The 11700-nt window shown below is 64.0% G+C and carries 14 protein-coding genes and 1 riboswitch (1 of these 15 only partly in view); of the genes, 8 read left to right on the forward strand and 6 right to left on the reverse strand.

The genetic code is table 11. The annotated features are described in order from the left end of the window. The 4 genes from ACXHGZ_RS10240 to ACXHGZ_RS10255 all read left to right on the forward strand — a co-directional run bounded on the left by ACXHGZ_RS10240 (position 1) and on the right by ACXHGZ_RS10255 (position 5473). The gene (locus ACXHGZ_RS10240; protein WP_480464029.1) at positions 1-2190 is read left to right on the forward strand and encodes a DEAD/DEAH box helicase; all 2190 of its coding nucleotides are present in this window, start codon (positions 1-3) and stop codon (positions 2188-2190) included. Positions 2191-2394: 204 nt separating this feature from the next. Then, positions 2395-2601: riboswitch (cobalamin riboswitch) on the forward strand. Between the two features lie 108 nt (positions 2602-2709). Continuing rightward, a complete protein-coding gene (locus ACXHGZ_RS10245) occupies positions 2710-3486 on the forward strand; it encodes an ABC transporter ATP-binding protein (RefSeq protein ID WP_480463691.1) in 777 nt (258 codons plus the stop codon). Next, complete coding sequence (locus ACXHGZ_RS10250) at positions 3483-4451, forward strand: ABC transporter substrate-binding protein (RefSeq protein WP_480463692.1); 969 nt, start codon at positions 3483-3485, stop codon at positions 4449-4451. Before ACXHGZ_RS10245 ends, ACXHGZ_RS10250 begins: the two co-directional genes overlap by 4 nt. Continuing rightward, a complete protein-coding gene (locus ACXHGZ_RS10255) occupies positions 4451-5473 on the forward strand; it encodes a FecCD family ABC transporter permease (RefSeq protein ID WP_480463693.1) in 1023 nt (340 codons plus the stop codon). The genes ACXHGZ_RS10250 and ACXHGZ_RS10255 overlap by 1 nt, the downstream gene beginning before the upstream one ends. A 5-nt stretch (positions 5474-5478) precedes the next feature. On the opposite strand, the gene ACXHGZ_RS10260 is transcribed toward ACXHGZ_RS10255, so the two are convergent. Continuing rightward, complete coding sequence (locus ACXHGZ_RS10260) at positions 5479-5949, reverse strand: sterol desaturase family protein (RefSeq protein ID WP_480463694.1); 471 nt, start codon at positions 5947-5949, stop codon at positions 5479-5481. Between the two features lie 457 nt (positions 5950-6406). Here ACXHGZ_RS10260 and ACXHGZ_RS10265 point away from each other — a divergent pair, with 457 nt between their 5' ends. Both ACXHGZ_RS10265 and ACXHGZ_RS10270 read left to right on the forward strand, forming a co-directional pair. Next, complete coding sequence (locus ACXHGZ_RS10265; protein ID WP_084857856.1) at positions 6407-7114, forward strand: MgtC/SapB family protein; 708 nt, start codon at positions 6407-6409, stop codon at positions 7112-7114. Positions 7115-7180: 66 nt separating this feature from the next. Beyond that, positions 7181-7696 (forward strand): GNAT family N-acetyltransferase, encoded by a 516-nt coding sequence (locus tag ACXHGZ_RS10270; RefSeq protein WP_480463696.1) that lies wholly within the window; start codon positions 7181-7183, stop codon positions 7694-7696. A gap of 4 nt (positions 7697-7700) precedes the next feature. Here the strand turns inward: ACXHGZ_RS10270 and ACXHGZ_RS10275 are convergent, their stop codons facing one another. The 3 genes from ACXHGZ_RS10275 to ACXHGZ_RS10285 form a co-directional block, all read right to left on the reverse strand. Next, positions 7701-9269, reverse strand: a complete 1569-nt coding sequence (locus tag ACXHGZ_RS10275; RefSeq protein ID WP_480463698.1) for a sensor domain-containing diguanylate cyclase — start codon at positions 9267-9269, stop codon at positions 7701-7703. Positions 9270-9358: 89 nt separating this feature from the next. Continuing rightward, complete coding sequence (gene xth / locus ACXHGZ_RS10280; protein ID WP_480463699.1) at positions 9359-10147, reverse strand: exodeoxyribonuclease III; 789 nt, start codon at positions 10145-10147, stop codon at positions 9359-9361. Further along, a complete protein-coding gene (locus ACXHGZ_RS10285; protein WP_084857852.1) occupies positions 10144-10386 on the reverse strand; it encodes a hypothetical protein in 243 nt (80 codons plus the stop codon). The genes xth and ACXHGZ_RS10285 overlap by 4 nt, the downstream gene beginning before the upstream one ends. Before the next feature lie 167 nt (positions 10387-10553). On the opposite strand from ACXHGZ_RS10285, the gene ACXHGZ_RS10290 reads away from it, so the two are divergent. Both ACXHGZ_RS10290 and ACXHGZ_RS10295 read left to right on the forward strand, forming a co-directional pair. Then, the gene (locus ACXHGZ_RS10290) at positions 10554-11054 is read left to right on the forward strand and encodes a DUF4142 domain-containing protein (RefSeq protein WP_084857851.1); all 501 of its coding nucleotides are present in this window, start codon (positions 10554-10556) and stop codon (positions 11052-11054) included. Positions 11055-11078: 24 nt separating this feature from the next. Continuing rightward, entirely contained in the window at positions 11079-11333 is a 255-nt protein-coding gene (locus ACXHGZ_RS10295; RefSeq protein ID WP_084857850.1) for a hypothetical protein, read from the forward strand. Between the two features lie 61 nt (positions 11334-11394). Here ACXHGZ_RS10295 and ACXHGZ_RS10300 read toward each other — a convergent pair whose 3' ends face one another. Both ACXHGZ_RS10300 and ACXHGZ_RS10305 read right to left on the reverse strand, forming a co-directional pair. Then, positions 11395-11562: a DUF6021 family protein gene (locus tag ACXHGZ_RS10300; RefSeq protein ID WP_480463702.1), complete on the reverse strand. Its 168-nt coding sequence runs from the start codon at positions 11560-11562 to the stop codon at positions 11395-11397. Between the two features lie 84 nt (positions 11563-11646). Next, on the reverse strand, positions 11647-11700 hold the end of the coding sequence (locus tag ACXHGZ_RS10305; RefSeq protein ID WP_480463703.1) for a DNA-binding protein. Its footprint extends 813 nt past the window's final position; only the last 54 of its 867 coding nucleotides appear in the window; its start codon lies off the right edge, out of view; it ends in the stop codon at positions 11647-11649.

Below are 11700 nucleotides of genomic sequence, written 5' to 3' on the forward strand. Positions count from 1 at the left end.
ATCTGGTCACAGGGGTGGACGTCGTTACGTGATGCCCAGGAGTGGTCGGTACCGGCGTTGGTGGGCGCTGATCGCGATGTGATCATTGCTGCGTCCACCGCGGCAGGCAAAACGGAGGCTGCATTCCTCCCCATCCTGACCAACCTACTCAACGACTGTGAGCCTGCCGGCGCAGTGCTGTATATCAGCCCACTCAAGGCACTGATCAACGACCAGTGGGACAGACTCAGCCGGCTGTGCGAGCGGCTAGAGCTGCCTGTCGTTGCTTGGCATGGTGATGTGGCAGCAAGTAAGAAACAACGGTTCTTGAAATCACCCGAAGGCATCTTGCTGATCACTCCGGAGTCGCTCGAGGCGCTGTTCGTGAACAGAGGCTCGAGTTTGCCTGGAGCTTTTCAGAACCTGCGCTATATCGTCGTCGATGAGCTCCATGCCTTCATTGGCAGTGAACGCGGTAAGCAGCTGCAATCGCTTATGCAACGGGTTGAGATCGTCGTAGGTAGGGCCCTGCCTCGTGTAGGACTTTCGGCGACGCTTGGGGAGATGTCGCTGGCCCGAAAATTTCTGAGGCCAGTTCGCCCCGATGACATTACTGTCATCGAGTCGAAATCCTCTGGCCAGGAACTCCAGGTGCAGGTACGTGGGTACATTGAACAGCCCATGCAGCAACTGGTGGCCGAACACCCTGACAATGCATCAACAGATGAAAGCGCCGAGAAGGAAGACACCTCAGGTACGAAAGTGGCTATCGCAGGTCACTTGTATAAGGTACTCAGGGGGCATAACAACCTGATCTTCCCCAACAGGCGCCAGGAGGTTGAATGGTTTGCCGACCGTCTGCGTTCACTGTGCGAGAACGATGGAGTGCCAAACGAGTTCTGGCCGCACCACGGTAGCTTGTCCAAGGACCTCCGCCAGGATGCCGAACAGGCGTTGAAGGCGGGAGACCCTCCAGCTTCTGCCGTATGCACTACCACCCTTGAGCTGGGTATCGACATCGGTAACATCAGGACGGTCGCACAGATCGGCTCCCCCCCCTCTGTTGCGAGTCTCAGGCAACGGCTTGGCCGCTCAGGTCGTCGACCCGGTGAGCCTGCTATGCTCAGAGCGTACTGCCGAGAGCGCCCCTTAACGGATCAGTCTAATCTCTCCGATCAGTTACGTGAGGGCCTTGTCCAAACGGTCGCCATGATCCGCTTGCTGATCAATGGATGGTTTGAACCACCACGGTCGGAAGGCCTACACGCCTCGACACTGGTGCAGCAGTGCTTGTCTTCGATTGCTCAGCTCGGCGGTGCCTCGGCGGCGCAATTATGGGGAAATCTCATAGCTAGCGGCAGTTTTGCGAGCGTCACCAAGCCTGATTTCCTGTCTTTGCTCAAAGGTATGGGTGAGAAAGAGTTGATCGTCCAGGACAGCTCAGGACTTCTGCTGCCAGGCGAACTCGGGGAGCGGTTAATCAACCACTATGAGTTCTACACCGCCTTCACGAGTGATGAAGAGTTTCGTTTGCTCCAGAATGGCAAACCACTTGGCTCGCTGCCCATCAGCAAACCCCTGACCAAGGAGCAACGTATCATTTTCGGCGGCAGACGCTGGCAGGTTCAGGACGTCGACCTTGAAGCGAAGGTGATCGTGGTCACGCCGGCGCGGGGCGGCGAGCCCCCTCAGTTTGATGGGCTAGGCGCGCAGGTGGATGATCGCGTCAGGCTTGAAATGCGAAACGTACTGACGGAAACCACCCCTTGTCCCTTCCTGGACAAGCATGCTCAAGCCCTACTGGAGGAAGCTCGGAGTAACTTCCGTGCCCTCGGCTTGAGTGCCGCTGCGATTGTTGGCTCAGCTAGCGTAAGCCACGTCGCGACCTGGCGAGGGGACTATACCAACGATGCGCTGGCCTTGTTGCTCAGGCATGTGGGCATTCAGTGTGAAAATACGGGACTCTTCCTGGAAGTTGCATTCGGTGGGGAGGATACGCTGCGAGCGTTGCGCGTGGTCGGCCAGATGGACATCTCAGATGTAGAGTCCATATTGGAGAACGTCGAAAACATGATCCAAGAGAAATGGGATTGGGCTCTTCCCCGCTCGCTCCTGATGAAGTCGTTTGCCTCGAGCCATCTTGATCTCCAGGCTGCAGTTTCAACAGCGCGGCTTCTTAGCCAGGACGCGCAGGACGAGGCGAATGCCTGAACCGCAACGACCTGCGTCGTATTGACCTGAACCTGCTGGTGATCTTCGAGGCCTTGATGTTCGACGTGTTGTCTCTTTCCACCGACTTCGTCTCGTAAGCTGCCGCGCGCCAAAACCTGAACCGGGTGCGCCGGTTCAGGTTTTGGCTGCGTGCGATGCCATAACGACCGCCCTGCAAGTTGACTCCCCACCCCATAAATGCTCAGATGCGCCCCAGTTTCAGGTGTCCCCTGCCGCCGCGCCGGGGATTAAACGGGAAGCCGGTGCCTCGCCTTGTGCGATCAGTCCGGCGCTGCCCCCGCAACGGTAAGCGAGCGATGCATTCGATACGCCACTGTGCCACCGGCATGGGAAGGTGAATGCCTCACGCCTCTCGCAAGCCCGGAGACCGGCCTGTCACCTCGTTTGGCAACTCCCGCGGTGGGCGGGCGCGGGCCGGTCTTGGGCAGCAGCTTGCCCGCGATTCCCTTGCGCGCCGTCATCGTCGGGTTACATTCATTCCCGGTACGGTTGCTCGTCATGTCTGCCCCTACCCTGCGTCTCGAAGGTTTGCACTGGGCACCATCGCCTGGTGGCCGGCGGCTGCTCGACGGCATTGACCTGGAGGTACTCCCCGGTGAATGCGTCGGCCTGATCGGCCCCAACGGCAGCGGCAAGACCAGCCTGCTGCGCTGCGCCTATCGCTTCACACGGCCTGATGGCGGGCGCGTGCTGCTCGAAAACGAGGACATCTGGCAGCGCCCGGCGCGCTGGGTGGCGCAGCGCATCGCGGTGATGCTCCAAGAGTTTCCCGAGGATTTTGGCCTGAGCGTACGCGATGTGGTCGCCATGGGCCGCGCGCCGCACCAGGGTTGGTTCGACGGCGATGATGACGATGCGCTGGTGAACGCCAGCCTGCATCGCCTGGGCCTGCAAGAGCGCAGCGATCATGGCTTTACCCCGTTGTCCGGTGGCGAGAAGCAGCGCGTGCTGTTGGCTCGCGCGCTGGTCCAGCAACCGCGCCTGTTGATCCTCGACGAACCCACCAACCACCTGGACCCTCGCTACCAGTTGGCCTTGCTGGAGCACTTGCGCGCCACAGGCCTGAGCCTGCTCGCCAGTTTCCACGACCTGAACCTGGCTGCGGCCTTCTGTGACCGGCTGTATGTCATCGAGGCCGGTCGCATCGTTGCCCACGGCACTCCGGCCGAGGTACTGACCGAACAATGCCTGGCCGAAGTTTTCGGTGTACGGGCACTGGTCGACCGTCACCCCGTGGCCTTTCACCCACGCATCACCTGGATCAGCCCCGCATGAAGCGAAGCCTCACCTGCCTGGCCCTGCTGGCCGCCCTGCCCTTCGTCGCCTGGGCAGGCGACTACCCCGTGACCGTGCGCAGCTGCGAGCGCGATGTCACCTTCAGCCAGCCGCCCCAGCGGGCGGTGAGCCATGACAGCAACCTGACCGGCATGCTCCTGGCCCTGGGGTTGCGCGAGCGTATGGTTGGCTTCACCGGCATCAGTGGCTGGAAGACCCTTGACCCAACCATGACGGGTGCCCTGGACGGCCTGCCGGAACTCGCGCCACGCTACCCATCGGTGGAAACCCTGCTCGATGCCAACGTCGACTTCCTCTTTGCCGGCTGGGGCTACGGCATGTACGTGGGCGGCCCGGTCACGCCACAGGCCCTGGCACCGTTCGGCATCCCGGTGTACGAGCTCAGCGAGTCCTGCTCGCGGGTCATGCCCCAGCACCGCGCCAGCCTCGATGACCTGTACCGGGACCTGGACAACCTGGGGCGCATCTTCGACGTTCGCCAGCAGGCCCAGGCCCTGATCGCCACCCTGCGCCAGCGCGTGGCGCGTGTGCAGGCGCAGGTCGCCGCTGCCTCCCAGGCGCCCCGTGTATTTCTCTATGACAGCGGCGAAGACCGCCCCACCACCTCCGGCCGCCTCGGCATGCCCCAAGCGCTGATCGAGGCGGCCGGCGGTGACAATGTAATGGCCGATGTCAACGCCAGCTGGACCGAAGTGAACTGGGAGAGCGTGGTGGAGCGCGACCCGCAGGTGATCGTGATCGTCGACTACGGCCCGACCTCCTGGCAGCAGAAGCGCGACTTCCTGCTCGCGCACCCGGCCCTGGGCGAGGTGACGGCCATCCGCGAACGACGTTTCGTGGTGCTCTCCTATATTCAGGTCACCCCATCGGTGGACAACGCCAGCGCCATCGAGCAGTTGGCAGCGGCGCTGCATCCCCGCCTGTTCGCAGGCACACTGCAGTGATGCCGATACGTGATCGTCGCGCCTACCGGTTGTTGCTCGTCGCGCTGCTGATGGCAATGCTGTGCTCGTGTCTGGTGTCCCTGGGGTTCGGTGCTGCCCAGGTACCCCTGGCCGATGTGCTGGGTATCGTGTTGCAACAGGCAGGCCTGGCCGACCCAGGGGAATGGAGCCGGGGCCAGGCACAGATCGTCTGGCAGATCCGCGCGCCGCGGGTGCTGCTCGGTGCGCTGGTGGGTGCAGGCCTGGCCTTGGTCGGTGGTGCATTGCAGGCCGTGACCCGCAACCCGCTGGCCGATCCGCATCTGCTCGGGGTCAGTTCCGGTGCGGTGCTGGGCGCTGTCCTAGTGGTGCTGTTTCTGGGCGCCTTCGCCGGCCCGTTCAGCCTGCCGCTTGCGGCGTTCATCGGCGCGCTGGCCAGCATGCTGCTGGTATTGGCGGTGGCCAGCCGACGCGGGCGCCTGGACAGCGACCGGCTGCTGCTCGCGGGGGTGGCCGTGTCCTTCGTGATCATGGCCCTGGCCAACCTGCTGCTCTACACCGGCGACCCACATGCGGCCAGCTCGGTGATGTTCTGGATGCTGGGCGGCCTGGGCCTGGCGCAGTGGTCGCTGCTGTGGCTGCCGGCACTGTGCGTGCTGGCGGGCTTTGCCTTGCTGATGAGCCTGGCGCGGGCCCTCAATGGTTTGATGAGCGGCGAACAGACAGCCGTCAGCCTGGGCTTCGAGCCCCGTCGGGTAAGAGCCCAGGTGTTCGTGGGGTGTGCGCTGCTCACAGGCGTGCTGGTGTCGTTGTCCGGGGCCATCGGCTTTGTCGGCCTGATGCTGCCCCATGTCGCCCGCCGGCTGGTAGGCGCCGAACATCGACGGCTGCTCCCGGCCTGTGCCTTGCTCGGGGCGCTGTTCATGGTCTGGGTGGACATCGGCGCACGTACGTTGATCGCGCCTCAGGACCTGCCCATCGGCATCGCCACCGCCGCCATCGGCGGCCTGTTCTTCATTCTGATGCTGCGCCGCAAGGCCTGACGTGTCTACAGGCCTTGTGCCCGACGCTCGCGTACCTGGCGCTTGAGCACCCGCAAAGGCGGTGCATAGAAGAACCCGAACGACACGCTGCCCTTGCGTCCGGGCAGCGCGTGGTGCAGCCGATGGGCCCGATACAGGCGTCGCAGGTAGCGGTTCACCGGCTTCGGCGCCTGGGGCCAGTGGCGATGGAAGAAGCCATCGTGGGCCAGTACATACAACACGCCGTAGCCCGCCACGCCAGCGCCGACCCATTGCAGCGGTGCGTACCCGGCCTTGCCCAGGGCGACCAGGCCCGAGGCGATCAGGGCGAGTGCCACCAGGTACAGGTCGTTGGTCTCCAGCATGCCCAGGTGGGGCTCATGGTGCGAGCGGTGCAGCCACCAGCCCCAGCCATGCATGACGTACTTGTGGGCCAGCGTGCCGACGCCCTCCATGGCCACCAGCGTGCCGAACAGGATGGCGAGATTGAACAGCATGTAACGGTCCGAGGTTGTAACGAAGGGCGCAAGGTTAACACCGCCTGGGCGCGCTTCAGAGGCCTTTTTCATGAAAGTCCGGTCGCCGAACCTCCGGTTTCATGAAGGAAATTTCCCAGATCGCGCAATTGTCACGCAACTGTCCTTGACCCTGCCTGGCGCCAGGCGTAAGGTCCGCGGCGCAGTTTTGCATCCCACAACAGGAGTCCTGCATTGGACAGTAGCCCCAGTCGATTGCGACAGGCCCACACGGCAAGCTAGTCCGGCAGCCCTCTTGCCACTGTCTTGCCGCACACGGTAGACGGTGGTTCATCACGGCCCAGGCGGGTCGATGTCTCCCCTTCTTTCCTACCTGCCCTTGTGCCCAGCACGCAGGCATGTGGTCCTCGCACTCGTTGTTTTCAGTTGCGCCGCAGGCGGCGCCCCACGGGCATGTGCCCGGGAAATGAGGTTTGCTATGGATTGGAAAGTCTTTCTGCTGCGCGTCAGCGTAGCCCTGGTACTCGGCGCCCTGATCGGTGCCGAACGTCAACTGCGCCAGCGCCTGACCGGCCTGCGCACCAATGCGCTGGTCAGCACCGGCGCGTGCCTGTTCGTGCTCATGACCCAGGCGGTGCCTGGCATGGCACCCACCGATGCTTCGCGAATCGCCGCCTACGTGGTGTCCGGTATCGGGTTTCTCGGTGGTGGCGTGATCATGCGCGACGGTTTCAACGTGCGAGGCCTGAACACCGCAGCCACACTTTGGTGCACGGCCGCCATTGGTGTGCTGTGCAGCCTGGGCCTACTCCTCGAGGCCGCATTGGGCAGCCTGGTGGTGCTGTGCGCCAATATCCTGCTGCGCGACATCGCCCAGCGCCTGGACCGCCAGGAGGTGCTGCCGGCCAGCGAGGTGGAGCAGCGTTTCGAGGTCCGCATCGTCTGCCGCGCCGAGGACGAAATCCAGGTACGCAGCCTGATGTTGCACAGCCTCAGCGACCCCGGCCTGCGCCTGCAGTCGCTGCACAGCGAAGACCTGGCCAACCCCGCGCGCCTGGAGGTGCGCGCCGAGCTGCTCGGTACACCGCAGGCCCCTACCCAGCTGGAACGCCTGGTCAGCCGGGTAAGCCTCGAAAAAGGCGTCAGCTCGGTGCGCTGGCAGCTGCGCGAGCTGGTCGGCGAATGAGCCGCTGGCGAGCCTTGCCTTGGCGCGGCAGGGCTCGCAGACTGGGTATTTTGCCAGGGACCGCTCATGCACATTCGCCCTACCCGCCTTCATGATGTCCCCTTGCTTGCCGCCATCGAGCGCTCGGCGGCCCAGGCCTTCCTGCGTTTGCCCGACCTGGCTTGGCTGGCCACCGGCGATGTGCTGGACGAAAACGCCCACCGGGCCTTCATTGCCGGGCAAGGCAGCTGGGTGGCGGTGGACGGCAACGACTGCCCGCGAGGTTTCGTTTGCACCGAACAGGCACACGACTGGCTGCATATCCACGAAGTGTCGGTGAGCGCGCAGGCCCAGGGCCTAGGGATGGGGCGCGCCCTGCTCCAGCAAGCAATCAGCATCGCGCGGAGCCACGGCAAGCGGGTCGTCACCCTGACGACCTTCGCCGAGGTCCCCTGGAACGCGCCGTTCTACGCCCGGCACGGGTTCAAAATCATCGACCCCGCACAACTGGACGCCCGCCTGGGCGATATCCTGCAGGCCGAACGCGCCCACGGCCTGACCGGGCGCTGCGCGATGGCATTGACGATCGTGCCGGCGGCTTGATCGCTCACGAATGGGTGCCGGTCAGCGCACCGGTGGCCAGCTGATAGCGGTCCCGCCCTTGCCGTTTGGCCTCGTACAGGGCGCCATCCGCCGTCGCCATCAGGTTTTCCGGCGTGATCGTTTCAGGCCCTGGGTACCCCACCGCGATGCCCGCACTGGCGGTGACATGCCCCAGCGGGCTGCCGGCATGTTCGATCATCTGCCGGCGCAGCAAGGTCAGGATCTCCTGCACGATCGCCACCGCACCCTGGGCGTCGGTGTTCGGCAGCAGCAAGGTGAACTCCTCGCCGCCATAGCGCACCGCCAGATCGCCTGGGCGCTTCAGCGCATGGCGCAGCACTTCGCCCACGCGTCGCAGGCACTGGTCGCCGCCGGGGTGGCCATAGCGGTCGTTGTAGGCCTTGAAGTAGTCCAGGTCCATCATCACCAGCGCCAACGGGTAGCCTTGGCGGCGGGCCCGGCGAATCTCCGCGTCGAACACACCGTCGAGCCGGCGCCGGTTACCCAGGCCTGTCAGGCTGTCGGTCAGCGCCAGGGACTTGAGGGTCTGGTGCGCCTGGTGCAAGGCGCGTTCGATGACGATGCGCTCGCGTAGCTGGCGCAGCACCACCCAACCGAAGGTCGCCAGCCCCACCAGCAACAGCAGCAGCACGGCGACCGACTTGAGCATGTCGTGGCGCCATGGGGCGAGGATCGACTCCCGCGACAAACCGGCTTCCACCACCAGTGGGTAGCTGGACAGTGCCCGGTAGGCATACAGCCGCGGGGTACCGTCGACCACCGCCACCGCCTCGGCCACGCCCTGGTCGGCGTAAGGCAGGTGGTTGCGGAAGATCTCGCTGTCCGCCAGGCTGCGCCCCACTACCTGCTCGACGAACGGCCGTCGGACCAGGATGGTGCCATCACGCTTGGCCAGTACCAGCGCGCCGCGTTCGTCGATCTTGAAGTCGCCGTAGTAGCGTACGAACCAGTCCACTTTGATGGTGCCCAGCAGCACCCCGGCGAAACGGCCGTCCGGGTGGTCCAGGCGCCGAGAGATCGGGATCACCAGGTCGCCCGTGGAACGGCTGCGCACCACCGAACCGATACGCACACCGCGGTCGGTATGGGTGCGGTGATAGATGAAGTAGTCGCGGTCGGCATTGTTGGCGTGCTTGGGCGTCGAGGCCTGGTCGGTTACCACCCAGCGGCCCTCGGCGTCGTAGACGAACAGGCCGTGCAGCTGCGGCATGATGGCCTTCTGCTGCTTGAGCAAGGCATGCAAGCGCGGCCGGTCCAGGTTGGCGAAGCCATCGCCTTCGAGCCGTTCGGCCAACGCTGCGGTAATGGCGTCGACCTGGCGAATCGCATCTTCGGCGTGCTGAGCGGTGGCCCTGGCCAGGTTGATCACTGCGTCCTCTGCATTCAGCGACGCATGGCGGTAGTCACGGGCGATCCGCCAGCTTTCGACCGAGACGAAAGCCAGCATCACCACGGCCATGAAGCTCAACACCAGGCGGAACAACGCGACAGCCCGGCCTTCGCCGGTGATCGCCAAAAGCCCCTCTTCGTGCGGTTTCCTGCTTGCAGCCATTACAGTCCCTTGTTGTCCCGCCCTCGCCGCCTATGACTATAGAACAGCGTGCCAGGCACGCAGACAACGCTTGGCACCTTTGCGCTGGCCTACGACGCGGTTTGCAGCGAGACCCAGACCGGCGCATGGTCGCTCGCCTTCGGCTCGTTGCGCACCCAGGCATCCACCCCGGCGGCCTCGAGCCGTGGTACAAGCTCGGGGCTGAGCAGCAGGTGGTCGATGCGCAGGCCCGCGTTGCGCTGCCAATGGTTACGGAAGTAATCCCAGAACGTATAGACCTGCTCGTGCGGGTGCAACTGGCGGATGGCGTCGCTCCAGCCCTGGGCCAGCAGCTGGCGGTAGCATTCACGGCTCTCGGGCTGGAGCAGCGCATCCTTGAGCCAGGAGCGCGTGTTGTAGATGTCCTGGTCGGTGGGTACCACGTTGAAGTCCCCTGCCAGCACCGTTGGGTGGCCGCTGTCCAGCAGCCCCTGGGCGTGCGCGTTCAGGCAGTGGAACCAGCGCAGTTTATAGTCGAACTTCGGCCCAGGCTGGGGGTTGCCGTTGGGCAGGTACAGGCATGCCACCAATACCCCATGGGCCGCGGCCTCCAGGTACCGGCTCTGGCTGTCCGCCTCCATGCCTGGCAAGCCGCGTCGTACCTCCAGCGGCTCGCTACCCCGGGCCAGGATGGCCACGCCGTTCCAGGACGGCTGACCGTGGTGCAGGCAGCCATAGCCTGCGGCCTCCAGGGCATCGCGCGGGAAATCCTTGTCGGCGGCCTTGAGTTCCTGCAGGCAGGCGATGTCCGGTTGCTCGCGCGCCAGCCAGGCCAGAAGCCCGGGCAGGCGGCTGCGGATGCCGTTGATGTTGAACGTGGCGATCTTCAAGGTCTTCATGCGTCAGGGTCATCGACATGGGCCTGCACCGCTTCTTCAAGCGCACGGCCATGGGCCTGGTCGGCCAGGGCCTTGAGCGCCAGCCAGTCGTCCCAGTCGATGGCGCCATCGTCGCGCAGGGCTTCGGCGGTACGGATCAGTTCATGGTGGTAGGCATCCGGCGACTCGCGCCGATAGCTCGCGTCATCGTACTGGGCGTACCAGGCTTCGAGCTCGGGAATGCTGCGTTCGATGCTCATGGGCAGGCTCCTCGGTGCAACCTTTGAATGTCTGAGCGCTGGTTGCCGGCAACGTTCAACCCAATGACCACTTGCCTCGTGGCGTGCAGAAAAATCAAACCTTTGCCCACTGGCCGTGCTCAACCATAAGCGACACTGAGGTCGCGCCAATGGATAAGGAGTGACACATGAGCAATCTGTTCCTCAAGCGGGTCGGCCTGACCGTCGCGCTGGGCATGGCTTCGATGCATGTGCTGGCCGCCAGCTCCAACGACTTCGTCGACAGTGCCACCGAGTCGGGCATCGCCGAAGTGGTGACGGGCAATTTGGCCCAGGAAAAGAGCAAGAACCCTGAGATCAAGGCCTTCGCCCAACAGATGGTCACCGACCACACCCAGGCCAATCAGAAACTCGGCGATATCGCCCGCTCGCTGGATATCAGCGTGCCGGACGAAGCCGCGCTGACCGACAAGGTCAAGAAGATGATCCTGGAATGGCGCGACGAGTCCTTCGACCAGTCGTATATCAACAACCAGGTCGAGGCCCATGAAAAGGCCGTGAAGCTGTTCAAGGACGAAGCGAACACCTCCGACAAACCCGAGCTCAAGGCCTTTGCCAGCGAAACCCTGCCCAAGCTCGAGCAGCACCTGGAGCACGCCAAGCAGCTCCAGGCCAAGCACGGCAAATGACCTGCAGCACGTGTGAGGCACGCCATGAGTAACGATGCACTACGTTCCGAAATCCTCACCCGCCTGTTCCATGCCCACCCGCAAGGCCTGGGCAAGGAGCTGCTGGACAACTACCGCGGTGAAAAAGCCGTGGCCGGGATGCTCAAGACTCTGCAGGAGCAGGGGTTGATCCAGGATGGCAGCGTCGATGTCGATGCCGAGCATCGGCTGAGCGTGAACTACCCAATCAAGCTGTCGTCCGCAGGCGTCGAGGAAGCCAAGAAAATGCCGCAAGGCTGAATGCACCTGGCGGCACCTGACCTTCACCAGCGCCTCGGGGCGCTGGTGAAGCCTTCTTGGTTCAATCCTTTTTTTCGTCGTCCCGAGGCGCCTTGGCCGGGCCTTGCGGGTCGACTTGCGGGTCTTCCAGGTCGGGGGAGTCCGGGTCGAAACCCAGGTCGTTCTTGCGTGTCGCGTGCTCGGAAGAATGAGGGCCGTCGGCGGGCTTGTGCTGTTCGGGTCTGCTCATGGGCTGTCTCCGGTAGGGTGTCTACGGAAGAACCTGCAAGCCTCACGAAGTTTGATCCATCTGCGCCCACTGCGCCCGACGGCGTCAGGGCAGGCGCGCCTGGCACGCCAAGAGTTCCGCCGTTCGAGCATCCAGCTT

Source organism: Pseudomonas shiyinii (genome assembly GCF_056725765.1).

Coding starts and splice junctions, on each gene's coding strand:
- ACXHGZ_RS10245 (WP_480463691.1), top strand. CDS start 2,710: ATGTCTGCCCCTACCCTGCGTCTCGAAGGTTTGCACTGGGCACCATCG.
- ACXHGZ_RS10270 (WP_480463696.1), top strand. CDS start 7,181: ATGCACATTCGCCCTACCCGCCTTCATGATGTCCCCTTGCTTGCCGCC.
- ACXHGZ_RS10300 (WP_480463702.1), bottom strand. CDS start 11,562: ATGAGCAGACCCGAACAGCACAAGCCCGCCGACGGCCCTCATTCTTCC.
- ACXHGZ_RS10260 (WP_480463694.1), bottom strand. CDS start 5,949: ATGCTGTTCAATCTCGCCATCCTGTTCGGCACGCTGGTGGCCATGGAG.
- xth (WP_480463699.1), bottom strand. CDS start 10,147: ATGAAGACCTTGAAGATCGCCACGTTCAACATCAACGGCATCCGCAGC.
- ACXHGZ_RS10255 (WP_480463693.1), top strand. CDS start 4,451: ATGCCGATACGTGATCGTCGCGCCTACCGGTTGTTGCTCGTCGCGCTG.
- ACXHGZ_RS10290 (WP_084857851.1), top strand. CDS start 10,554: ATGAGCAATCTGTTCCTCAAGCGGGTCGGCCTGACCGTCGCGCTGGGC.
- ACXHGZ_RS10295 (WP_084857850.1), top strand. CDS start 11,079: ATGAGTAACGATGCACTACGTTCCGAAATCCTCACCCGCCTGTTCCAT.
- ACXHGZ_RS10250 (WP_480463692.1), top strand. CDS start 3,483: ATGAAGCGAAGCCTCACCTGCCTGGCCCTGCTGGCCGCCCTGCCCTTC.
- ACXHGZ_RS10285 (WP_084857852.1), bottom strand. CDS start 10,386: ATGAGCATCGAACGCAGCATTCCCGAGCTCGAAGCCTGGTACGCCCAG.
- ACXHGZ_RS10265 (WP_084857856.1), top strand. CDS start 6,407: ATGGATTGGAAAGTCTTTCTGCTGCGCGTCAGCGTAGCCCTGGTACTC.
- ACXHGZ_RS10275 (WP_480463698.1), bottom strand. CDS start 9,269: ATGGCTGCAAGCAGGAAACCGCACGAAGAGGGGCTTTTGGCGATCACC.